The sequence below is a fragment of the Phreatobacter sp. genome (assembly GCF_030691135.1).
Taxonomy (GTDB): domain Bacteria; phylum Pseudomonadota; class Alphaproteobacteria; order Rhizobiales; family Phreatobacteraceae; genus Phreatobacter.
This window is the reverse complement of record NZ_JAUYFA010000032.1, coordinates 1-23213: the sequence shown is the minus strand read 5'-3', so window position 1 is coordinate 23213 and position 23213 is coordinate 1. Positions and strand designations below refer to the sequence as shown.

20 protein-coding genes and 2 tRNA genes are annotated in these 23213 nt (G+C 67.3%); 16 read left to right on the top strand and 6 right to left on the bottom strand.

The genetic code is table 11. The features are described 5' to 3' along the window. Position 1 precedes the first annotated feature (1 nt). Positions 2–487, bottom strand: a complete 486-nt coding sequence (locus Q8O26_RS05175) for a hypothetical protein (RefSeq protein WP_305574159.1) — start codon at positions 485–487, stop codon at positions 2–4. Between the two features lie 59 nt (positions 488–546). Between Q8O26_RS05175 and Q8O26_RS05170 the strand changes: the two genes are divergently transcribed. The 3 genes from Q8O26_RS05170 (at position 547) to Q8O26_RS05160 (ending at position 3377) form a co-directional block, all read left to right on the top strand. Further along, positions 547–2520, top strand: a complete 1974-nt coding sequence (locus tag Q8O26_RS05170) for a hypothetical protein (RefSeq protein WP_305574157.1) — start codon at positions 547–549, stop codon at positions 2518–2520. A 90-nt stretch (positions 2521–2610) separates the two neighbouring features. After that, positions 2611–2955, top strand: a complete 345-nt coding sequence (locus Q8O26_RS05165; protein WP_305574155.1) for an STAS domain-containing protein — start codon at positions 2611–2613, stop codon at positions 2953–2955. A gap of 8 nt (positions 2956–2963) precedes the next feature. Then, on the top strand, positions 2964–3377 hold the full coding sequence (locus Q8O26_RS05160; protein ID WP_305574153.1) for an ATP-binding protein: 414 nt from the start codon (positions 2964–2966) through the stop codon (positions 3375–3377). 72 nt (positions 3378–3449) lie between these two features. Here Q8O26_RS05160 and Q8O26_RS05155 read toward each other — a convergent pair. Next, positions 3450–3524 (bottom strand) — tRNA-Asn (locus Q8O26_RS05155). A gap of 133 nt (positions 3525–3657) precedes the next feature. On the opposite strand from Q8O26_RS05155, the gene Q8O26_RS05150 reads away from it, so the two are divergent. After that, positions 3658–3975, top strand: coding sequence for a hypothetical protein (locus Q8O26_RS05150; RefSeq protein ID WP_305574151.1), 318 nt, complete (start codon positions 3658–3660; stop codon positions 3973–3975). 16 nt (positions 3976–3991) lie between these two features. Here the strand turns inward: Q8O26_RS05150 and Q8O26_RS05145 are convergent. After that, a tRNA-Cys gene (locus Q8O26_RS05145) sits at positions 3992–4065 on the bottom strand. 183 nt (positions 4066–4248) lie between these two features. Between Q8O26_RS05145 and Q8O26_RS05140 the strand changes: the two genes are divergently transcribed. The 3 genes from Q8O26_RS05140 (at position 4249) to Q8O26_RS05130 (ending at position 7300) form a co-directional block, all read left to right on the top strand. Next, positions 4249–4914 (top strand): protein-L-isoaspartate O-methyltransferase, encoded by a 666-nt coding sequence (locus Q8O26_RS05140; protein WP_305574149.1) that lies wholly within the window; start codon positions 4249–4251, stop codon positions 4912–4914. 205 nt (positions 4915–5119) lie between these two features. Further along, positions 5120–6499, top strand: a complete 1380-nt coding sequence (locus Q8O26_RS05135) for a TolC family outer membrane protein (RefSeq protein WP_305574148.1) — start codon at positions 5120–5122, stop codon at positions 6497–6499. A gap of 168 nt (positions 6500–6667) precedes the next feature. Next, positions 6668–7300: a PopZ family protein gene (locus Q8O26_RS05130; protein WP_305574146.1), complete on the top strand. Its 633-nt coding sequence runs from the start codon at positions 6668–6670 to the stop codon at positions 7298–7300. A gap of 6 nt (positions 7301–7306) precedes the next feature. Here Q8O26_RS05130 and Q8O26_RS05125 read toward each other — a convergent pair whose 3' ends face one another. Further along, positions 7307–8521, bottom strand: a complete 1215-nt coding sequence (locus tag Q8O26_RS05125) for an MFS transporter (protein ID WP_305574144.1) — start codon at positions 8519–8521, stop codon at positions 7307–7309. A 124-nt stretch (positions 8522–8645) separates the two neighbouring features. On the opposite strand from Q8O26_RS05125, the gene Q8O26_RS05120 reads away from it, so the two are divergent. The 4 genes from Q8O26_RS05120 (at position 8646) to Q8O26_RS05105 (ending at position 15563) form a co-directional block, all read left to right on the top strand. Next, complete coding sequence (locus Q8O26_RS05120) at positions 8646–11330, top strand: valine--tRNA ligase (protein WP_305574142.1); 2685 nt, start codon at positions 8646–8648, stop codon at positions 11328–11330. 310 nt (positions 11331–11640) lie between these two features. Then, a complete protein-coding gene (gene ilvD / locus Q8O26_RS05115; RefSeq protein ID WP_305574140.1) occupies positions 11641–13368 on the top strand; it encodes a dihydroxy-acid dehydratase in 1728 nt (575 codons plus the stop codon). Beyond that, the gene (locus tag Q8O26_RS05110; RefSeq protein ID WP_305574138.1) at positions 13355–14167 is read left to right on the top strand and encodes a tetratricopeptide repeat protein; all 813 of its coding nucleotides are present in this window, start codon (positions 13355–13357) and stop codon (positions 14165–14167) included. Before ilvD ends, Q8O26_RS05110 begins: the two co-directional genes overlap by 14 nt. 13 nt (positions 14168–14180) lie before the next feature. Further along, positions 14181–15563: a cytochrome P450 gene (locus Q8O26_RS05105; protein WP_305574136.1), complete on the top strand. Its 1383-nt coding sequence runs from the start codon at positions 14181–14183 to the stop codon at positions 15561–15563. On the opposite strand, the gene xth is transcribed toward Q8O26_RS05105, so the two are convergent. Then, positions 15553–16335: an exodeoxyribonuclease III gene (gene xth / locus Q8O26_RS05100; protein ID WP_305574135.1), complete on the bottom strand. Its 783-nt coding sequence runs from the start codon at positions 16333–16335 to the stop codon at positions 15553–15555. The genes Q8O26_RS05105 and xth overlap by 11 nt on opposite strands. Positions 16336–16427: 92 nt before the next feature. Between xth and Q8O26_RS05095 the strand changes: the two genes are divergently transcribed. Further along, on the top strand, positions 16428–17033 hold the full coding sequence (locus Q8O26_RS05095; RefSeq protein ID WP_305574133.1) for a pyridoxamine 5'-phosphate oxidase family protein: 606 nt from the start codon (positions 16428–16430) through the stop codon (positions 17031–17033). Here the strand turns inward: Q8O26_RS05095 and Q8O26_RS05090 are convergent, their stop codons facing one another. Continuing rightward, on the bottom strand, positions 17034–17384 hold the full coding sequence (locus tag Q8O26_RS05090; protein ID WP_305574131.1) for an iron-sulfur cluster assembly accessory protein: 351 nt from the start codon (positions 17382–17384) through the stop codon (positions 17034–17036). A 176-nt stretch (positions 17385–17560) separates the two neighbouring features. On the opposite strand from Q8O26_RS05090, the gene Q8O26_RS05085 reads away from it, so the two are divergent. The 4 genes from Q8O26_RS05085 to nagZ all read left to right on the top strand — a co-directional run. Then, positions 17561–18778, top strand: a complete 1218-nt coding sequence (locus Q8O26_RS05085; RefSeq protein ID WP_305574129.1) for a deoxyguanosinetriphosphate triphosphohydrolase — start codon at positions 17561–17563, stop codon at positions 18776–18778. A 28-nt stretch (positions 18779–18806) separates the two neighbouring features. After that, a complete protein-coding gene (argS, locus tag Q8O26_RS05080; protein ID WP_305574127.1) occupies positions 18807–20561 on the top strand; it encodes an arginine--tRNA ligase in 1755 nt (584 codons plus the stop codon). A 64-nt stretch (positions 20562–20625) separates the two neighbouring features. Continuing rightward, positions 20626–22293, top strand: coding sequence for an SPOR domain-containing protein (locus Q8O26_RS05075; RefSeq protein ID WP_305574125.1), 1668 nt, complete (start codon positions 20626–20628; stop codon positions 22291–22293). Between the two features lie 16 nt (positions 22294–22309). Continuing rightward, positions 22310–23213, top strand: a 904-nt coding sequence (nagZ, locus tag Q8O26_RS05070) for a beta-N-acetylhexosaminidase (protein WP_305574123.1), incomplete at its 3' end; no start/stop codon positions are given.

The following is a 23213-nucleotide window of genomic DNA, read 5'->3' as shown; positions in this document are numbered from 1 at the left end:
CTCAATCCCGGCGCCTGGCGCGGTGGCGCTCGCGCATGTCTTGCGCCCGCGTCTTCAGCGTCTGGAAATAGTCGGTCTCGACGATGTCAGAGACCTCGCGCTCCTTCTGGGTCTGGTCGATCTCGATACGCATGCGCTGGACCTGGTCGCGCAGTTGTACGTTCTCGGCCGACAGACGGCGCCTTGCTTCGTCGAGCTGCCGGTTGGTTTCCTTCAGTTCTTCCAGCATCTTGCTGAGATGGAACTCGCGCGCTTCGACCTGCACGACCATGTTGCCGAAGGATTCCGCCAGATCCTGGAGCGCCGGATCAGCCGTCTCGTTGCCGGTCATCTCAAAAAGCGTGTCGATCGACTGGTAGTCGCCGCGCGCAATTCCCCCGCAGACGTCTTTCAATTGGGCAAGAAAAGACCCTGTTGAATCGCTCACGATGTCGTCTCGCTCTCCTGCCGGGCCATAGGCGCTCGACCTCCGGGGCGCAGCCTTCATACGGAGGTCGTCCAGTCTGCTTAGATGACGCTTCGTCTCGCCCGTATGACAGGCTGCGCATGACGTTCCCGGACGGGGGCCGCCTCAGGATCCTATCGGCCGTCCTCATGATCCTCGCCGGCCATGCCTGTCTGGGTTGGCTGGAGATGCGTGAGCGCCGGTCGCACGTCGACGCCCTGCGCGGGCAGGAACTGTCGATCGTTACGGCGGCGCTCGACGGTGCTGCAACCGCCGGGTCGTTCCGACGCGCCGAGATCCTCGCCGGCGCTGTCCCGCTGCTGGAGGCACAGGGGGCGCGCGGCATTGCCCTCGCCGCCGTCCCGACAGACGTCGGGGCGCCTGAGCAAGATGCACCCGGCGCGGGCGAGCTGATCGGCGTTTCGCCACGCCGGGGGGCCTTCATCGCGACTGCAAACTGGCCGGCAGTTTCGGTCATTCCAGACGCCGATGTCGCAGCCGTCGTCGCCGCTGGTGCGGCGCTCGCTTTTGCCGCCTTCTTCCTGATGCTTCGGGCGGGATCGGTGTCACCGGCTTCCGCCATGATGCTCGGCATCGTCGTGCTGCCGCTCGCGCTGGCCCAGGTGGGGCTGATCATCATCGATGCCGGTCGAGCCGAAACAGCGGACCAGCGGCGCCTCGCAATGCTCGAATGGGCGATCACGGAGAGTTTTCAGGTTGAGAGCCAAGCCGGTCGAGAGGCTGCGGCCGCACAACTGCTCGCCCGCGCCCTGACGCAGGTTCCCTCGCTCGTCGCAATCGATCTTCGTTCACCGACAGGATCAGCCTTGGCCGTTTCGCATCGACCCACAGGGCCTCTGGAGGCCGTCGCCCCGACGCTGCGCCGCGCTCTCGTGACGGGACGTGACATGCCTCTCCACGTTGCCGATCTGACGGTGACCTTCTCGCGATCCCTCGATCCGGCAGGACGGATCGACATGGTTCTGTCCGCGACCGGCATGGCGCTCGTCCTCGGAATGATCGGAGCCAACCTCGCCGCGGGCGCGGCGCGCACGACCGGACCCCGTCGCAGGAGGTGGGCCGGCAGCCTCGCCGAGGCCACCGCCATCGTCCTGCCGGCCGCAGCGGCCGGCTTCAGTACGGGAACTGCCGCGGCTGTCGCGCCAGGCGGAACTCTCGCCGCCGCATTCGTCCTCGTCGGTGCTGCGGTCGGTCTGATGCTCTGCGGTCGTCTGCTGATCGGCCGGCCCTGGCGCGGTGTCTCCGTCGCCGTTGCTCTTCCGGCTGTCGCGGCCGCGGCGCTCGCCGCCGTTTTCCAGGAGACCGCACAGACGGCGGTTCCGGCCGCCCTCGGACTGTGTCTCGGCGCCGTTCTCGGCGGACTGCAGGCGCGTGTTCTCGCCGGCGGCCGTGTTGCCGGCCGTCGTGCCGCTCTCGGCGGGCTGTGGGTTCTCGCAGCCACCGGACTCGCCGGCGGGCTCATTGTTGCCGGTTTGGGAGACCCGATCGCGCTGTCGGGGCCAGGTTCCGCTCCGGTTTTGGCACTGATGGGGGTTTTCGCGCTGGCATGGCTCTCCGGAGAGCGCATGGGACAGCTTCGGCTTCTGGTGCGGACGGTGCACGCCGCGCCGCGCCGCGCGTCGCCACGCGTGGGTCTCATGGCGATCTCGTCGAGCGCCTCGGTGCTCGGCAGTGCAGCGGCTCTTGCTGGCGCCATGCCGGCTTCCGTCCTGCCGGCGCTGCTGTGCGGTATCATGCTTCAGCCGGCCCTCATGGGGCGGGGAAGCGGCCCGACCGCGAGCGAGACCACCTTCTGGATGGCCGCCGCCCCCACCATCGTTCTCGCCGTCCTGTCGAGCGGCATGCCGACAACCCTGGTTCAGCCCGTCGCCGGCCTGCTGGTCGGAATCGGCCTCGGTCGGCTCGTTCTGGCCTCGGCTCCTGGGGTCGTCGACCTGCTGCGCGCCGGCATTCTGGATCTCGTCCCGCGCGTCGGCGCCGCCGGAGCCACCGTCTGTGCCGGAGCCGCCATCGTGGCGGCGGCGCTCGGTGTTGCCGGGGTGGCCCTCCGGTGAATGCCCGGACAGTGCTCATCTCATGAGAGCCGTTGTCATCGTTTGGTCAAGCGAGCATGTCTTTGTTTCGGAGCGGGAACAGGTTGACCAATGACATTGACGATCAATGAGGAAAATCGCGACACCGTGCTGGTGGTGAGCGTCAGCGGCCGTTTGGACGGGGTGACCTCGAAAACGCTCGACACCCATATTGGTGCCCGGATCGCCGGGGGAAGCGACCGCATCGTCCTGAATCTTTCGGGCGTCGACTATATCAGCAGTTTCGGGCTCCGACTTGTGCTGGTGGCGGCCAAAAAGCTGAACGGTCCCGGGCGCCGTTTCGTCGTCTGCGGCCTTAAAGACAATGTCCGCCAAGTGTTTTCGGTGAGCGGGTTCCTGTCAATCCTGACCTTGACGGACACTGTCGACGAGGCCGCCTCCGCCGCTTCGTCTTAGGTCGACTCATGGACTTCGCCGAGATCGAAGCACGCAGCACCATCGAAGAGATCGATCGGATCGTGGCGTTCATCGACGCATGGTGCGAAGCCCAGGCCCTCTCCGATGAGTTGCGGTTCAAGCTTCATCTGGTCGCCGAAGAATTTTCCATGAACGCCATCATGCATGGCTACCGCGATCGCGAGGATGGCTGGATTCATATCCGTCTCGTGGCGAAGCCGGATGCACTGTCGCTCATCTTCCAGGACGAGGCTCCGCTTTTCGATCCGCTGGTGGAAGCTGCGACGCCCGATGTCACCGCTTCGGTCGAGGAGCGGCAGGTCGGTGGGCTCGGGGTTCATCTGGTCAAGGAAATGACGCGCTTCGTCGGGTACCGGCGGGACGGCCAACGCAATGTGCTTACGGCAGATTTCGACCGCTGACCTAATGGTACTTCGCCCGCCCGAACAAGAAAAACCCCCGGAGCGCGTCTGCGCTTCGGGGGTTCTTCGAATTGGCTCCCCGGGCCGGATTCGAACCAGCGACCAACCGGTTAACAGCCGGTTGCTCTACCACTGAGCTACCGAGGATCACGTGCTCGTCGTGAGAGCGGCGCGAATAACACAGGTGCTTCGCCATTGCCAAGGGCCAATCGTCGCCGGGTGACATTTTGGTCGTGCAGACCATTGATCCTAAGGGTTGCCGCCGTCATGACTGAACGTCATGGACACCGTCAGACCGCCCAGCTTCGAACCCGTTTCCCCGGATGTCATCGGCCGCCCGCCGGTTTCGGCCGTCGTCTTCGGTCGGCGCTACCGGCTGCCGGGCACGCGCTTGCAGAGGCAGGCATTGGGATGGTCGTTCATCGCCGGCGGCATGCTCAGTTTCCTGCCGGTGCTCGGCCCCTGGATGTTTCCTGTCGGTTTTGTGATTCTTTCGGTCGACAGTCCGCGTATGCGGCGCTCGCGCCGGCGACTAACGATCACCATCGGCCGCCGCTGGCCGCGGGTGAACGCGGCCCTGCAGCCGAAGAAGAGTTGAGTTTTGTCGAGAAGGGTGGAGGCCTCGCCCGGAATCGAACCGGGGTGCAAGGATTTGCAGTCCTCTGCGTAACCACTCCGCCACGAGGCCATCCCGAAATCGCCGGACGAGCCGGCGCGGAGAGCGCTCGCTCTAGCATGGTGGCGGGGGGGCTCGCAACAACCCACGGCTGACGTCACGCGCCTTGCGTTTTCGGCTGCACCACCGGTAAACACGACACGACGAGACGGCCTGATGGCATCGTGACGGTGCCGCGATCGAGGGATTGAGCCCATGATGGATTTTGCCCGGGCGCGCCGGACCATGGTCGATACCCAGATCCGCGTGAATGACGTGACGGATAGTCGCATCGTCGACGCGCTGATGGCAGTGCCGCGGGAAAACTTCGTCCCCGACGCGCTGCGACTTCTCGCCTATCTCGACGACGACCTCGCCGTGAAGGGTGAGGACGGCAGCCGCGGAGCGCGCTACCTTGTCGAGCCCATGGTCCTGGCGCGGATGATCCAGGCCGCGACTATCGGCACAGCCGACAGGGTTCTCGATGTGGGCTCCGCTACCGGCTATTCCAGCGCGGTGCTGGGAAGGATCGCCGGCTCGGTCGTCGCGCTCGAGGAGGATACCGAACTCGCGGCACAAGCGCGCGCCGCGCTCGGCAGCGAGCCCCATGTCACAGTCGTCGAGGGATCGCTCGCCGCGGGAGCCGCGGACCGCGGCCCGTTCGACGTGATTCTCCTGCAGGGCGCCGCCGAGGTCGTTCCGCTGAGCTTGCTCGCGCAATTGAACGAGGGCGGGCGTCTCGTGGCGGTCGTCGGGACCGGGCGCGCCGCAAAATGCATGGTCCATGTCAGGATCGGCCAGGAGTTCAGCGTGAGACCGGCTTTCGACGCCGCCATTCCCTTGTTGCCGGGTTTTGCCGAGCCGCGCGGCTTCGTCTTCTGACGAAGCGACAGGTGTTGCCGACTTGTCCCACAGGGGCAGGGAAGCGTGGACTAGACCGCCTGCGGGGGTTCCCTCGGCGCGCGGTTTTCATTAACCCTTGTCGCCAGTGCCTTGGGGTCGTGGCGGATCGCTCCGGGGTGGCGCCAAAAAGCAGGTGTTGTCCATGACCGGAGCCACGAGGTCTCGTGCGCGCTCCGCGACGGTAGTGTCCGTTGCGTTCGCTTCCATCATTTTGTCCGCCCCGCTCGCTCAGGCCCAGTCCATCGAGCAGACCCTCGTCCAGGCCTACCGCAACAATCCAGACCTGAATGCCGCCCGTGCGGGCGTTCGCGTGGCGAACGAGGGGGTTCCGGCAGCCCTGTCGGGCTATCGCCCGTCCGTCAACGCCACGATTACCGCGGCAGGGCAATACAATGAATCGAGCGTCGGCGCTTCGACCTATGTCGGAACGGGTCCAGGCTCCTCGCGGGCGATCCGCTCGGCTCCGAGGGCCGCTACGCTGTCGGTCACCCAGCCGCTGTTCGACGGGAATCGCACCACCAATTCGGTTCGCCAGGCCGACCAGAACGTGTTGGCGGCGCGCGAGACCCTGCGCAATGCCGAACAGACCGTCCTCCTCGCCTCGGCAACGGCCCACATGAATGTCCTGCGCGAGCAGGCGGTCCTCGACCTCCGACGCCGCAACGTCGAGGTTTTGCGCGAGCAGCTCCGCGCCACCCGCGATCGGTTCAATGTCGGCGAGGTGACGCGCACCGACGTGGCGCTCGCCGAATCGGCGCTTCAGGCGGCGATCGCGGTGGCGACCGGTGCCGAATCCGACCTCGCCAATGCACGGTCCGTTTACATGCAGCAGGTCGGCGTCCAGCCGGCCCGCCTGACGCCTGCCCGCACCATCGAGCGGCTGCTGCCCCGCAACCTCGACGCGGCCGTCATCGCCGGGCAGACCGAGCATCCCGCGATCCGCGGCGCCCGCCACGGCGCCGATTCGCAGCTTCTTCAGGTGCGGATCGCCGAATCGGCGCTGTATCCGACGCTTGGCCTGTCGGCGAGCTTGACCCGTGCCGCCGAGCAGTCCTCCGCAAGCGGCCAATCCGTGTCGGCGGCCGTCGGGATGACGCTGACCATTCCGATCTTCGCCAATGGCGGGCGCGACTACGCGACGATCAGGGCGGCCAAGGAGAGCTACGGCCAACGCCGCATCCAGATCGAGACGGCAGCGGCGAGCGTGCGGCAGGCGGTGACCCAGTCCTGGGCGGCGCTCGAGGCGTCGCGCGCGCAGATCCAGGCGGCCGAAGTGCAGGTGCGCTCGCAGGATATCGCGGTCAACGGCATTCGCGAGGAGTACAAGGTCGGCCAGCGCACCATCATCGACGTGCTGAACGCGACGCAAACCCTGACCGAAGCCCGCGTCGCGCTGGTTCGCGCCCAGCGTGACCGCGTCGTGCTGTCCTATTCGGTCCTCTCCGCCATGGGGCGCCTGAACGGCAGCCGCCTGGCGCTGCGCACCGAGATTTTCGACCCCACCACACATTACAATCAGGTCCGTGACCAGTGGATCGGCGTTCGCACCCCGGACGGCCGCTGATCCCGCGTCAATCCGCTGCCGACTTTGGCTGTGGATCGGTGCGGCGCGCGTTGGCTACATATGCCGTGGCGGTGCATAGTCGACGCAGTTGATTCGGGAGCGATTCGGCTTTTGGGCCGAATTTTTGCCCTTCGCTTCTGATGCGTGCGACGGTTGAGGTGGGCGGGGATGTCACAGGCGGCCAAGGCGAACGAACCGTCGATGGAGGAAATCCTGGCGTCAATCCGCAGGATCATCGCCGACGACGAGCCGGCCAAGGCGCCGGCTGCCAAGGCCGCTCCGCCGCCACCTCCGCCGGCGCCGGAACCGGCCGCCGAGGAAGCGCCGAAGTCCCAGGACGATATCGACGCGCTTCTCGCCGGGTTCGACGCGATGGACGAGGAACCGGCGCCTCCTCCGCCTCCACCGCCCCCGGCTCCGCCGAAAGCCGCGCCGCCCGAACCCGACATTTTCGAGCTGAGTAAGGCCGACGCCGTGCCCGAACGGATGGGCATGATCAAGCCGATCTCCCAGCGGGCCGATCTGGACTTCATCGATTCTCCCCCGGAGCGCTATGCCGCACCGGCCCCGCTGGTCGCGGCCTCTCCGCTGCTCTCGGCCGAGGCCAATGCCGCCGTCGGTGCGGCCTTCGGCTCCCTGGCGAGTTCCATGATGGTCGGCGGGAACCGCACCATCGAGGATCTGCTCCGCGACATGCTGCGTCCGATGCTCAAGACCTGGCTCGACGACAACCTGCCGCAACTCGTCGAGCGGCTCGTCCGGGCCGAAATCGAGCGCGTATCGCGCGGTCCTGGTCGCTGAACCGGCTCAGGTCTTCTGCATGGCCTTGAGGCGGGCCCGGAACACCAGGGCCATGATGGGCGTCAATGCCGCCGCCACCAGGAAGATCGGTTCGGGGCCGTAGCGGTCGAACATTACGCTGGTGCACAGAACACCCAGCGTCTGCCCGGCGAAGAAGCAGAAGGCGAAAGTCGCGATGGAGGCGCCGCGGGCCTCCGGATTGATCTGCGTCGCCATGATCTGCAGCGCGTTGTGGAACAGTGCGAAGGCTGCACCGCAAAGCACGATCGCCACGCCCACCAGCCAGAGCCACGGGGAGAGTGCGATGACCACGAAGCTCACACTGAAGGCCGCGCCGGACATGGCGAGGAGGCTCGATTGCGAGAACCTCGCCAGAAGCATCGGCGCAAAGGACGAATAGGCGACGGCGCCGACGGCTGCCAGCGCGGTCATGATGCCGATGACCGTGAAACTCACCTCGAACTTGTCGTGCAGGTGGGCGCCGACGAAGGTGAAGGCGCCGATATAGAGCACGGCCTCCACCGTCACCGTCGCCAGGACGAGGCGGCCGAGCGGGGTGCGGCCACTGGCGAGGATCTGGCGGAACGAGCCGGCGAGCCCGCCGGCAGGAACCGCGATACGGCGCGACAGGACGGGATTGCTCCGCAACTGGATGGTGAGCGTCAGGCCGGCGGCGATCATGAATCCGCCGACCATGACGAAGGCCGCCTGCCAGCCGAAGGCGTCGGCGAGCAGGCCGCCGACGGCCTGGCCGCTGATGGCGCCCGAGCTCATGAAGATCATGTAGCGCGCCAGCACCGCCTGTCTCTGGGCGAGCGGAATCGTGTCGCCGATGAAGGCGAGGCAATTGGGAATGATGGCGGCGCCCGTCAGCCCCGCCAGGAAGCGAAACAGGGCGATCTGCTCCAGCGAGGTCGCGAAGGCGCAGGCGAGGGTGAACAGGCCGCAGAGCGTGGCACCAAGGGCGATCATGCGAACCTTGCCGTAGCGGTCGCCGAGCGGGCCGGTGACGAGCTGGAAACCGCCATAGGCCAGTCCATAGGCGGTGACGACGATCGCAGCGGCCCCGGGGGTGGTCTGGAAGGCGTCGGCCAGCTTGGGCAGCAGCGGATCGCAGAAGCGCAGACCCGCGGACGAGGCGAAGGAGGCCGACCCCAGGAGGAACAGCGCCCGCCACGGCACGGCGTCGGGAGGCAGGACATCGGCGTCGGGCTGTGTCATCGACAGCCTATGTGCCCTGTTTCCGCACTGCGGCAAGTCACGGCTTCGCATGGCAGAAATGTTGACTTCTCGGTCCGGGCGCGGCTTTGGTGCGCACCCATCGCCGCACAGCCGCCGGACCGTCATGCTCGAGAAGACCTATTCGCCCAAGGATATCGAGGCCCGCATCGCGGCCGCATGGGACAAGGCCGAGGCCTTCAGGGCCGGCCGGCCCGACCGTGCGGGCGCCGAAACCTACGCGATCATGATCCCGCCGCCGAACGTCACCGGCTCGCTGCATATGGGACATGCCCTCAACAACACGCTGCAGGACGTGCTGTGCCGCTACGAGCGCATGCGCGGCAAGGACGTGCTCTGGCAGCCGGGTACGGACCATGCCGGCATCGCGACCCAGCTCGTCGTGTCGCGCCAGCTGGCGGACAAGCAGATCCAGATGCGCGATCTCGGCCGCGAGGTCTTCATCGAGAAGGTCTGGGAGTGGAAGGCCGAGAGCGGCGGCACCATCTTCAACCAGCTGAAGCGCCTCGGCGCCTCCTGCGACTGGTCGCGCGAGCGCTTCACCATGGGTGCGCATGGCGAGGCCTCGGACCAGATGGTCCGCGCCGTCACCAAGGTCTTCGTCGACCTGCACAAGGCCGGCCTGATCTATCGCGACAACCGCCTGGTCAACTGGGACCCGGAGTTCCGCTCGGCGATCTCCGACCTCGAGGTCGATTCCCTCGAGGTGAAGGGCCACCTTTGGCACTTCAACTATCCGCTGAAGGATGACCCGACGCAGTTCATCACGGTGGCGACGACGCGGCCCGAGACCATGCTGGGCGATACGGCCGTTGCCGTTCATCCCGAGGACGAGCGCTACAGGCATCTCATCGGCAAGACCGTGGTGCTGCCGCTGGTCGGCCGGGAAATTCCGATCGTCGGCGACACCTATTCCGATCCGGAAAAGGGGTCGGGCGCGGTAAAGATCACGCCGGCCCACGATTTCAACGATTTCGAGGTGGGCAAGCGGCACGACCTGCCGCTCATCAACATTTTCGACGCTGCGGCCGTGATCAACGAAAACGCGCCGGAGGCCTATCGCGGCCTGCCGCGTTTCGAAGCGCGCAAAAAGGTGGTGGCGGACCTGGAGGCGCTCGGGCTGGTCGAGAAGATCGAGCCGCATACCCATATGGTGCCGCATGCCCAGCGCGGTGGCGCGGTAGTCGAGCCCTGGCTGACCGAGCAGTGGTATGTCGACGCCGCCACCCTGGCGAAGCCGGCGCTCGCGGCTGTCCGCAGCGGCGAGACGCGCTTCGTGCCGGAGCGCTTCGCCGGTGACTATTTCCGCTGGCTGGAGAATATCCAGCCCTGGTGCATCTCGCGCCAGCTCTGGTGGGGCCACCAGATTCCCGCCTGGTATGCCGAGGACGGCGCGGTCTTCGTCGCGGCGACCGAAGCCGAGGCTCAGGCTCAGGCGGACGCGCATTTCTGCCGGGCAGGGGTCCCGCTGACCCGCGACCCCGACGTGCTCGACACCTGGTTCTCGTCAGGCCTTTGGCCCTTCTCGACGCTCGGCTGGCCGGACGACACGCAGGAACTGAAGCGGTTCTATCCGACCGCGACCCTCGTCACCGGCTTCGACATCATCTTCTTCTGGGTCGCCCGGATGATGATGCTGGGTCTGCACTTCATGGGGGACAAACCCTTCTCCGACGTCGTTATCCATGGCCTCGTGCGCGACGACAAGGGTCGCAAGATGTCGAAGACGCTCGGCAATGTCGTCGATCCACTCGGCCTCATCGACGAGTTCGGCGCCGATGCGCTGCGCTTCGCGCTGGTCGCCCAGGCGAGCCAGGGTTCGGACGTCAAGTTCGCGCGCTCGCGCGTCGAGGGCTATCGCAACTTCGCGACAAAGCTGTGGAACGCGGCGCGCTTCGCGGAGATGAACGAGTGCCAGCGTGTCTCCGGTTTCGACCCCGCTGCGGTGAAGACGACGCTCGCGCGGTGGATCGTCGGCGAGACGGCGAAGGCCGTGGCCGAGACCGAGGCGGCGATCCAGGCCTATCGCTATAACGAGGCGGCCGGCGCCACCTATCGCTTCGTCTGGAACATTTTCTGCGACTGGTTCCTCGAATTCGCCAAGCCGATCTTCACCGGCACTGACGAGGCGGCGAAGGCCGAGGTGCGCGCGGCGACCGCCTGGACCCTCGACCAGATCCTGAAACTGCTGCACCCCTTCATGCCCTTCATCACCGAGGAATTGTGGGCGGTGACGGGCGAGACGGGGCCCGCCCGCGAGGGCGTTCTGGCGCTGAGCCCCTGGCCGGTTCTCGACGGACTGGTGGACGAGGCGGCAGAGGCGGAAATCGGCTGGCTGGTGGACGCCATCACCGCCATCCGCTCGGTCCGCGCGGAGATGAACGTCGCGCCGGGTACGCAGGTGCCGCTCGTCCTGTTGTCGCCATCCGAGAGGACGCGATCTCTGTCAGAGCGTTATGGCGATCTGCTCAACCGTCTTGCGAGGCTCTCGGGCTTGACCTTGTCTTCCGAGGCCCCGGCAGGATCGGTGCAGATCGTCGTGCGCGGCGAGACGCTCGCCCTGCCGATGGCGGGCCTGATCGACGTCTCTGCCGAGCGGTCGCGCCTCACCAAGGCGCTGAAGGAAGCTGAGAGCGACATCGCGCGCTGCGATGCCAAGCTGAACAATGCCAATTTCATGACCCGCGCCGGCGAAGACGTAGTCGCCGAGCAGCACGAGAAGCGGGCCGAGGCAGCGGAGCGGCGCAAGAGCGTCGAGGCGGCGCTTCAGCGACTGGCGGCGCTCGGCTGAGCGGGCCGGCAGGTCGGAAAGTAGGCCATTTCAGCTTTTTTTGTCTGACCGGGCAGGCCGACGTGTCCAGCGCGCCTGCCTTTTCGTGTCCTTTCGGCAACAGCCTGCAACAGTGCGCAGCGCGAAGATCCGTTCACCATGTTTTGCCGCAATCCCGCCACAGGCCGAAGCGCTAGAATTCAAGGGTAAACATCCCCGTTCCCGCTCTCGCGTGGAACCTTTCTATGGCCCCGGCGTAGATGACACCTGTATTTCGTCTCCAATGTTCGCCCAGCGTCCCGCCCGGCTCGTTCCATGCGGGAGCTGTCCGATGAGCGGTTTCACCTACGACAAGGCGAAGTTGCCCAGCCGGCACGTGACGGAAGGCCCGTCGCGGGCGCCGCACCGATCCTACCTCTATGCGATGGGCCTGACGACCAAGCAGATCCACCAGCCCTTCGTCGGCGTCGCGACTTGCTGGAACGAGGCCGCGCCTTGCAATATCGCCCTCATGCGCCAGGCGCAGGCGGTCAAGAAGGGCGTCGAATCCGCCCAGGGCACGCCCCGCGAGTTCTGCACCATCACGGTCACCGACGGCATCGCCATGGGCCATGCCGGCATGAAGTCCTCGCTGCCGTCCCGCGAGATCATCGCCGACTCGGTCGAACTGTCGATGCGCGGCCATGCTTATGACGCGCTGGTCGGTCTCGCCGGCTGCGACAAGTCGCTGCCGGGCATGATGATGGCGATGATCCGGCTCAACGTGCCCTCGATCTTCATCTATGGCGGCTCGATCCTGCCGGGCACGTTCCGCGGCCGGCAGGTGACGGTCCAGGACCTGTTCGAGGCGGTCGGCCAGCATTCGGTCGGCGCCATGTCCGACGAGGACCTCGATGAGCTCGAGCGGGTGGGCGCGCCTTCGGCAGGTGCCTGCGGCGCCCAGTTCACCGCCAACACCATGGCGACCGTGTCGGAAGCCATCGGTCTCGCCTTGCCCTATTCGGCGGGTGCACCGGCGCCTTACGACATCCGCGACGCCTTCTGCTACGCCGCCGGCGAGAAGGTGATGGAGCTGATCGCCCGCGGCATCCGCCCGCGCGACATCGTCACCCGCAAGGCGCTGGAGAATGCCGCGACAGTCGTCGCCGCGTCGGGCGGCTCGACCAATGCCGCCCTCCACCTGCCGGCCATGGCACATGAATGCGGGATCAAGTTCGACCTCTTCGACGTCGCCGAGATCTTCAAGAAGACGCCCTATATCGCCGACCTGAAGCCAGGCGGAAAATATGTCGCCAAGGATCTGTTCGAGGCTGGCGGTATTCCGCTTCTGATGAAGGCGCTGCTCGACGGCGGCTATCTGCACGGTGACTGCATGACCGTGACCGGCCGGACCATGGCCGAGAACCTTGCTTCGGTGAAGTGGAACCCGGACCAGGATGTCGTCTATCCGACGACGAAGCCCATCACCAAGACCGGCGGCGTCGTCGGCCTCAAGGGCAATCTTGCGCCCGACGGGGCGATCGTGAAGGTCGCCGGTATGAAGACCCTGAAGTTCAAGGGGCCGGCGCGCTGTTTCGACCGTGAGGAAGAGTGCTTCAAGGCGGTTACCGACCGCACCATCCGCGACGGCGAGGTCATCGTCATCCGCTATGAGGGCCCGAAGGGTGGACCGGGCATGCGCGAGATGCTCGCGACCACCGCCGCGCTTTACGGCCAGGGCATGGGCGACAAGGTCGCCCTGATCACCGACGGCCGCTTTTCCGGTGCGACGCGCGGTTTCTGCATCGGCCATGTCGGGCCGGAGGCGCAGGTCGGCGGTCCCATCGCGCTGCTGCGCGACGGCGACATGATCGAAATCGACGCCGTCAAGGGAACGCTCAAAGTTCGCCTTACGGCTGCCGAATTGCGGGCGCGTAAGAAGGCTTGGACAGGCCCGAAGCCTACGGAATTCGGCTCGGGCGCCATCTGGAAATTCGCCCAGCAGGTCGGACCTGCAGTTGACGGCGCGGTGACCCATCCGGGCGGCGCCGGGGAAAAGCACGTCTATGCGGATATCTGATCGTCTCAACGTGCATGTCGTCCTTGTGGCGACGGTCTTGGCGGCAGCTCTGCCGACGGGTGGCGCGTGGGCTTTCGACGGCCAGCCTGCCGGGGATGCCCGTTCAGCTCTCGACGCCTTCCGCGCCTATGGCCGCGCCCTGCGCGACGGCCGTACCGCCGAAGCCGTGACCGCTCTGCAATATGCCGCGAGCGGCGGCCATGCGGCTTCCGCCTGGCGCCTCGGCCGGATGTACATGGAGGGCGAGGGCGTCGCCCGGTCCGACCTCAAAGCCTTCGAGACCTTCCGCCAGATCACCATGACGCGGCGCGAGGAGGGACCGAACTCGCCAGATGCGCGGTTCATTTCCTCCGCCTTCGTCGCCATGGGCAATTACCTCGTCGAGGGCATTCCCAACACCTATGTTCGGCCCGATCCAGGCAAGGCGGTCGAGCTCTTTTTCTATGCGGCGTCCACCTTCGGCGACGCCGACGGCCAGTTCCGCCTCGGGCGCATGCTGCTCGAGGGCAAGGGCGCACCGCGCGATCCGCGGCAGGCGGCCCGCTGGCTGCAGCTCGCGGCACAGAAGAGCCACCACCAGGCGCAGGCCGTTCTCGGTCACATGCTGTTCACCGGTCGCGATGTGCCGCGTGCCGCGCCGCGGGGACTGATGTTCCTGACGCTCGCCAAGGAATCGGCGAGCGAGAACGAGCCGTGGATCAGCGAAATGTACGAGGAGGCCATGCGGCAGGCTTCCGACGACGAGCGCGGTGTCGCGCTGCGGATGGTCGAGACCTGGATCAAGACCGTCCGGCGGTGACGGAGGCACGACGATGACCGAGGTCTTGTCGCTCCTTTTCACGCCGCGTTCCGTCGACCACCCACCGGCAGCGCTCGGCCTCGTGAAACTCCTGCCGACGCTGGTGCGCAACCCGCTGGAGACGTGGCCGCGACCGCTCTTCACCGAGCGGCTGTTCTGGCAGTCGTTCGCCGGACGGCCGCTGCTCTTCGTCATGGACCCCGTCCTCATCGACGAGGTGCTGGTCGCCAAGGCCGCCGTTTTTACGAAGGCGCCGATCATCCGCCGCACCATCGGCCCGGCCGTCGGCAACGATTCGATCTTCACCGCAGAGGGCGCGCAGTGGCGCTGGCAGCGCCGCGCCGCGGCGCCACCGTTCCGCCATGCGACGATCCTCGGATTCGTCCCGTCCTTTCATGCAGCCGCCGCGCGGACCGCCAGCGCTCTCGAAGCGCGTGGCGGCGAGACCGTCGATGTCGCCGAGCTGATGATGGCGACGACGTTCGACGTCATCGTCGAGACCATGCTGTCGGGCGCGGCGAGCTTCGACACCCGGCGGTTCGGCGCGGAGATCTCCCACTATTTCGATACGGTCGGCTGGATCGCCGCCCTGTCCATCCTGCGGATCCCGTCCTGGGTGCCCTATCCGGGCAAGCGGCGCGCGCGGGCTGGCAACCTGTTCCTCAGGCGGGAAATGGCGCGCGTGATTGCGGAGCGGCGCGCCCGGTCCGGCACAACACCTGACCTTCTGGACTTTCTCATTGCCGCCGCCGATCCGGAGACAGGGCGGGCGATGACGGACGCAGAACTCGCCGACAATCTCCTGACCTTCGTCGTCGCCGGTCACGAGACAACGGCCCTCGCGCTGACCTGGGCGATCTGGCTCCTCTCCAACGCTCCAGACGTCGAGGCGCGCCTCCTGGAAGAGGTCGGGCGGGTCGTCGGCGACGGGCCGGTCGAGGCCGGCCATATCGACGAGCTCGTCTATGTCAAACAGGTCGTCCAGGAGGCCATGCGCCTCTATCCGCCGGCGCCACTCATTCCGCGTATCGCCAGCGAGGACGTGACGCTGGGCGGCGAGCGGATTGCCGCCGGCACGCCGGTCTATGTGCCTGTCTACGCCGTGCATCGCCACCATCTGATCTGGGATGAACCGGAGGCGTTCGATCCCGACCGCTTCGCGCCAGCGCGCGCCCGCGCGCTCCACCGCGGCGCCTATCTGCCCTTCGGCGCAGGACCGCGGATCTGCATCGGCGCCGCCTTCGCCATGGCGGAGGCGGTGGCGATTCTCGCCACGCTTGTGCGCGCCGTACGCTTCATCCCGATCGCCGGCCACCAGCCGCTGCCGACGATCCGGCTGACGCTGCGCCCCGACGGCGGCATGCCAATGCGCGTCGAGCCGCGCGCTAGGCCCTGATCTCGCACCACACGGGCACGTGGTCGCTCGGCTTCTCCCAGTCGCGCACGTGCCTGTCGATCCCGGCCGTCACCAGCCGGTCGGTGGCCTGGGGCGAGAGCATGAGGTGGTCGATGCGGATGCCGTTGTTCCGCGGCCAGGCGCCCGCCTGATAATCCCAGAACGAATAGAGCCCGGCGGAATCGTCGCAGGCCCTCAGCGCATCGGTGAAGCCGAGAGCAGCGAGCTGACGGAACCTGGCGCGCGATTCCGGCTGGAACAGCGCGTCGTTGACCCAGTCCTTCGGGTTCTTTGCGTCGTCGGGCATGGGGATGACGTTATAGTCGCCGCAGAGGAGGAAGGGCTCCTCCAGCGCCAGCCGCTCGCGGGCGTGGCGGATGAGCCGGTCCATCCAGCTCAGCTTGTAGGAGAACTTTTCGGTTCCGAGGGGATTGCCGTTGGGCAGGTAGAGGCTGGCGACGCGGACGGCTCCGGCGGCTGTCGACACCACCGCCTCGAGATAGCGGGCCTGCTCGTCCTTCTCGTTGCCGGGCAGGCGCGAGGTCACGTCCTCCAGCGGCATTTTCGAGAGGATGGCGACGCCGTTATAGGTCTTCTGGCCGTGGGTCGCGACATTGTAGCCTGCGCTCTCGAAAGCCTCGCGCGGGAAGGCCTCGTCGACACATTTCAGTTCCTGCAGGCAGACGATGTCGGGGTCGCGCTCCTTCAGCCAGGCGAGGGTGTTTTCCACCCTGATCTTGACGGAATTGACGTTCCACGTGGCGACGATCATGACGGGTCCTGCGATTCTTGTAGGGGGCAGTGTAGCGACAGCTTGGGATACGGTCGCCTCTGCCATGACAGCAGCCGACAGGAGACGGGTTCATGTGGATCGATAGCGAAGAGGGGCTGAGGGCTCTCTACGGGCCGGCCAGCGAGGCCTCGCTCACCAAGGAGGTTCCGGCGCTGACACCGCAATATCGCGCCTTGGTGGAAGCTTCGCCCTTCTGTGTCCTCGCCACCGCCGGACCCGAGGGGCTCGATGCGACGCCGCGCGGCGATCCGCCGGGCTTCATCCGCGTTCTCGACGCGACGACATTGCTCATCCCGGACCGGCGCGGCAACAACCGCATCGACAGCCTCCTGAACATCGTGCGGGACCCGCGCGTCGCGCTGCTCATCCTCGTGCCGGGCGTCGCCGAGACCCTGCGCATCAACGGCCATGGCCGCATCACCACCGACCCCGCACTGCTGGAGCCGGCGGCCTTGGACGGCAAGGTACCGGTCACAGGCCTCGTCATCACCGTGGCGAGCGTCTATTTCCAGTGCGCCAAAGCATTGGTCCGCTCGCGGCTTTGGGATCCGGCGGCGCAGCGCGACCGGTCGGAACTGCCGACCCCTGGCCAGATGCTCAAGGGCGCGGGGGCGGGCTTCGACGTCGAGGCCTACGACAAGGCGCTGCCCGCGCGCCTCGCCGCCACCCTCTACTGATCAGACCGTGAAACTGGTGCCACAGCCGCAACTGGCTGTGGCATTGGGGTTCTGCAGCTTGAAGGCCGAGCCGATGAGGTCGTCGACCCAGTCGAGTTGCGTGCCCGCCATGTAGGGCAGGGAGATCTCGTCCACGAGCACGGTGGCCCCGTCCTTGACGATGGCGAAATCACCGGGGTTGCGGGTGGTGGTGAAATCGAACTTGTACTGAAAGCCCGAGCAGCCGCCGCCCTCGACCGAAATGCGCAGCATCGAGCCCGGCGGCTCGCCCACCATGATCTTGGCGATGCGGGCCGCGGCACGGTCGGTGACCGTCACCGGAGGGGCGAGGGTGTCGACATCGGTGGTCATGAGCTTGTCTCCCCGGTTCAAGGCCGGAAACACAGGAAAGGGCAGCCTCCCGACTTGCGGCAGGGACGTCCCATAGGTATGTGCGCCCATGGCCCCGGTCAATCGCCCCGGGGCCTTTGTGCGGAAACTGTCGGCCGGATCGTGCATCCGGGGCGACGGAACGTCCGGAGACCGGCATGGCTGTCGCGAGCTATTTCTATCCGCCTCTCGCGCCCTATGCCTGCGATTCCCGCACGAGCCGCGGCCGGCTGGTGGCCGAGCCGGCCTCGCCGACCCGCACTGAGTTCCACCGCGACCGCGATCGCATCGTCCATGCCACCGCATTCCGGCGGCTGAAGCACAAGACGCAGGTCTTCGTATCTCCGGAAGGCGACCATTACCGCACGCGCCTGACCCACACGATCGAGGTGGCCCAGATCGGTCGCTCGCTCGCGCGTGCGCTCGGGCTGGACGAGGACCTCGCCGAAACGCTGGCGCTCGCCCATGATCTCGGCCACACGCCATTCGGCCACACGGGTGAGGATGCCCTTGACGAGGTGATGCGGCCCTATGGCGGCTTCGATCACAATGCCCAGTCCCTGCGGATCGTGACGCGTCTGGAGCGCCGCTATGCCGGCTTCGACGGGCTGAACCTCAGTTGGGAGACGCTCGAGGGTCTGGTCAAACACAACGGACCGCTGCTCGCCCCCGACGGTACGCCGACCGAGCGCTACCGTGCCCGCGGTATCCCCGTCGCCATCCTTGAATATGATGCCTTGCAGCCGCTCGACCTTGCGACCCATGCCAGCGCCGAGGCCCAGGTCGCGGCCATTGCGGACGACATCGCCTATGACGCCGCCGACATCGACGACGGGCTCAGGGCAGGGCTGTTCACGCTCGACGACCTCGGAGGCGCCGTGCCGCTGGCGCGTCAGTTCCTCGACGAGATCCGGGCCCGCCATCCAACACTGGAGAAGGCGCGGGAGATCAACGAACTGACGCGCCGGGTGATCACGCGCCTGGTGGAGGACGTCATCACCGAGGCGACGCGCGCCATTGGCGAGTTGGCCCCGGCGAGCGCCGACGACATCCGCCGCTGTGGTCGCACGCTGGTGCAGTTCTCAGCGCCCATCCGCGCCTATGACGAGGGGATCAAGGCCTTCCTCTTCGCCAATGTCTACCGGCATCCGCGGGTCGTGCCGATCCGCCGCGATGCGGCCGGCGTGGTGCGCGACCTCTTCGCCGCCTATTTCGAGCATCCGAGCGCCATGCCGCCGCAATGGTCGGCGGGCGTTGCGCTGCTCGATGAGGCGCGCCGCGCCCGCCGTGCCGCCGACTACATCGCGGGGATGACCGACCGCTACGCACTCGACGAACACCGCCGCCTGTTTGCCCAGACCCCCGATCTGCGCTAGAGGCGACCGCTTCTGGTCAGGGTTCGGCATGAACATCTTCGCTCTTTTCACCCAGCACGTGCGCACGGCCGTCGCCGGCCTCGCCTCCGAGGGAATCGTCCTGTCGGAGGCCGCCCTCGACCGGATCGTGGTGGAGGCGCCGCGCGATCCGACGCATGGCGATCTCGCCACTAACGCCGCCATGGTGCTGTCGAAGGAGGCGGGCCTGAAGCCGCGCGACCTCGCCGACAAGATCGCTGCCTGCCTGACCGCGGTGCCGGACGTGGCGAAGGTGGACATCGCCGGGCCGGGCTTCATCAACCTGACGGTGAAGTCATCGGTCTGGCCGCGCGTGCTGAAATCGGCGGTCGAAGCGGGCGAGGCCTTCGGACGCGCCTCCGTCGGCAAGGGCGCCAAGGTCAATATCGAATATGTCTCGGCAAACCCGACCGGTCCGATGCATGTCGGCCACTGCCGTGGCGCGGTGTTCGGCGATGCGCTGGCCAACCTGCTGGACGTCGCCGGGTTCGACGTCACCCGTGAATATTACATCAACGATGCGGGCGCGCAGGTGCAGATCCTCGGCCGCTCCGCCCATTTGCGCTACCGCGAGGCGCTCGGCGAGACCATCACGATTCCGGAAGGGCTCTATCCCGGCGACTACCTGAAGCCCGTCGGCGAGGCGCTGAAGGCGGAACACGGCGACCGCCTCCTGCATGTTTCCGAGGCGGAGTGGCTGCCGATCTGCCGGGACGCGGCGATCGCGGCGATGATGGAGGAGATCCGCGGCGACCTCGCCGCCCTCAACGTGCGCCACGCCGTGTTCTTCTCCGAGCGATCGCTGCAGGCACCCGTGGACAAGGTGCGCGGCGCCATCGCGAGCCTGCGCGCCGACGGCCAGATCTACGAGGGCGTGCTGGAGCGGCCCAAGGGCGCGGATGACGACGAGTGGGAGGAGCGCGAGCAGACGCTGTTCCGCTCGACCGCCTTCGGTGACGACGTCGACCGGCCGCTGATGAAGTCGGACGGGTCCTATACCTATTTCGCCTCGGACATCGCCTATCACAAGGACAAGGCCGATCGCGGCTTCCTCGAGCAGATCGACGTCTGGGGCGCCGACCACGGCGGCTATGTGAAGCGGATGCAGGCGGCGCTGAAGGCGATCAGCGGCGGGCGCGCCGCGCTCGACGTCAAGCTGGTGCAGCTCGTGCGGCTGTTCCGCGACGGCGAGCCGGTGCGCATGTCGAAGCGTTCGGGTGATTTCGTCACGCTGCGGGAGGTCGTCGACGAAGTCGGCCGCGACGCCGTCCGCTTCATGATGCTCTACCGGAAGAACGACGCGACCCTCGATTTCGACCTCGCCAAGGTGAAGGAACAGTCGAAGGACAATCCGGTCTTCTACGTCCAGTACGCCCATGCGCGCGGCCGGTCGATCCTGCGCAACGCCAAGGCCGCCATGGCTGATCTCGACCTTTCGGCACAGGCGCTGGCCGCCGCACCGCTGGACCGGCTGGACGACCCGGGCGAGATCGCCATCGTGCAGCGCCTGGCGCAGTATCCGCGGCTGATCGAGGCTGCGGCGCAGGCGCATGAGCCACACCGTGTCGCATTCTATCTTTATGAGCTTGCGTCCGACCTCCATTCCCAGTGGAATCGCGGGAAAGATTCGCCGCATTTACGCTTCATTATGGAAAATGATCGACAAATAACGGAGGCGCGCCTTGCGCTGGTCCAGGGTATCGTGACCGTTCTCAGATCGGGTCTTGCGATCCTCGGCGTCGAGGCCGTCGAAGAAATGCGTTGATCGCGCCGCGCGTATTCGTTTGCGGCGCCCACCGACGGCGGGGCCCATGGCCAACGAGAACAGTGTGCGTAGCTATCGCGACTACGATTCATACGACCGCGAGGCCCGCGAGCCCGAGCCGGCAGTTGCAGGCCGTCCGGGCAGTGATCCGCTTGCGGATCTCGCGCGGATCATCGGCCAGGACGACGGCTATGCCGATCTCCTGAAAGCGGTGGCCCGGACGCGGGGTTCGCCCGCCGATCCCGCCGCAGCGCCGTCCGACGCCGTCGAGGACGAGATTGCCATTCCCGCCATGCCGCTCCGCGCCCCGGCCTCGGACGACCAGGGTATCGACTGGGAGGACCTCGAAGCCGAGCTCACCAAGCACCGCGAGGCAGCCCAGGTCTCCGGAGCCGACGATGGCATGGCCATCGACGCGTTGCGCGGATCGCACGAGGCCTGGCCCGGCGAGGCCGCTGCCGCCGATGATCTCGAGCGTCGTCTTGCGGCGGAGTTCGAACGGTCCTTTGGCGAAGGGGAGAGGCTGCGCGAGGGCCATACGGGGGCCTACATGGCAGCCGGCGCCGTCGGCGCCGTCGGCGCCGTCGGTGTCGCCGGTGCAGCCGGGGCTGTCTATGCGATGCGGGCCCATCAGCCCCGCGAACCCGACGTCCATGCCACGCCGCCGCAGGGTGCTGTTGATGGCGACGTCTACGCCTATCCCGATGATGCTCCGCCGCGCCGGCGTCGTGCCGGCGTCACGGCCGTCGTGACGATCGTTGCCCTCGCGCTGATCGGCGGGGGCGGCGTGTTTGCCTATCGCGCCATGGATGGCTCGGGCGCCTCCGGTGGCGAGCCGCGTATCGTGCGGGCCGATTCCAGCCCCGTTCGCGTCGCCGCGCCGCAGGCGCAGGAGTCGCGACCCGTGGCTGATCGCGCCGCCGGTGCCGACCGTGTCGTGACGCGCGAGGAGCGCCCCGTCAGTGTTCGCGAGCAGGCCGCACAGGTGCAGGAACCGCCGACGCCCGCCCGCGTCATTCCGCTCTTTCCGGCACCGGCGGCCTCGTCCGGCGTCGTCACCGATCCCGGCCAGCCCGTCGTGCGCACCGTCAATGCGGTGCCTGTCACGGCACCCGCCGCGCCGTTGGCTGCAGCACCGATCCAGTCCCGCGTTCCCGAAGAGCCGCGTCGTGTGCGGACCGTTCAGGTCGGCCCGGACGGCACTATCAAGACGCCGAGCCAGTCGGCTCCAGCGCGTCCGGCAGTTCCCGTCGCGCCGCAGCCGGCCTTGTCCGTGGTTCCCGCCTCGGCCCCCGCGCTGGCTGCCGCCGATGCCCGTTCATCGCCCGTTCCCGCGCCGCGTCCGGTGCAGACGATCCGGGTCGCACGGGCCGAGCCGGTGGCCGCGACCTCGGTCGAGCCTAGCCGCGCTCCGGCACGCCCCGTGGCCCAGACGCAGCCCCTCGATCTTGGTCCCCAGCGGACGGCGTCGGTTTCCACCGGGTCCACGTCCGGTGGCGGCACCTTCGTCCAGATTTCTTCGCACCAGTCGGATCAGGAAGCGCGCACGGCCTTCACGACGGCGGTCCGCCGCTTCCCGATGCTGCAGGGACAGACGCCGAACGTGCGGACCGCGGAAATCCCCGGCCGCGGCACCTGGCACCGCCTGCGGGTCGGCCCGTTCTCCCGCGACGAGGCCCAGGGTCTGTGCCAGCGGCTGAGGACGGCCGGCGGCTCTTGCGTCCTCAACTGACCGGCGCCGCAAGGCCATGGCCGAGAAGGCGCTGATTCTTGGCTGTGCCGGCATTGCCCTGTCGCCGGATGAGATCGCCTTCTTTCGCGATCTCGATCCCTGGGGCCTGATCCTGTTCCGGCGGAACTGCGCCGATCCCGTACAGATCCGTCGCCTGGTCAGCAATTTTCGCGATGCCGTCGGGCGAGCCGACGCGCCCGTCCTGATCGATCAGGAGGGTGGGCGGGTGCAGCGCCTCGCACCGCCATTCTGGCCGAAATATCCGCCGGCGCGGGTATTTTCCCGCCTGGTTGCCAATGACCCGCTGCACGCACGCGCCATGGCGCGGCTCGCCGGCCGGCTGATCGCCCATGACCTCCTGAGCCTTGGCATCACCGTCGACTGCGCCCCGGTGCTCGACGTGCCGGTGGCCGGTGCCCATGACGTCATCGGCGACAGGGCCTTCTCCCTGGCACCGGACGAGGTTGCGGTCCTCGGCCGTGCGGTGGCGGAAGGCCTGCTCGCCGGCGGGGTCCTGCCGGTCATCAAGCATATTCCCGGCCATGGCAGGGCAGGGGCCGACAGCCACGCCGCGCTCCCCGTCGTCGATGCGCCGCGCGCTGCGCTGGACAACGACTTCCTGCCGTTTCGCACCCTGACCGACATGCCGCTCGCAATGACCGCCCATGTCGTCTACACCGCGATCGATCCGCGCCGTCCGGCGACGACGTCGCGACGGGTGATGCAGTCCGTCATCCGCGGAGCCATCGGCTATGACGGGCTCGTCATGACCGACGACCTGTCGATGAACGCGCTCGAAGGCTCGCTCGGAGACCGCGCCCGTCTCTCCTACGCCGCGGGATGCGACGTCGTGCTCCACTGCAACGGCAAGCTCGACGAGATGATGGCGGTGGCGCGCGCGGCGCGCCGGCTCGCCGGCC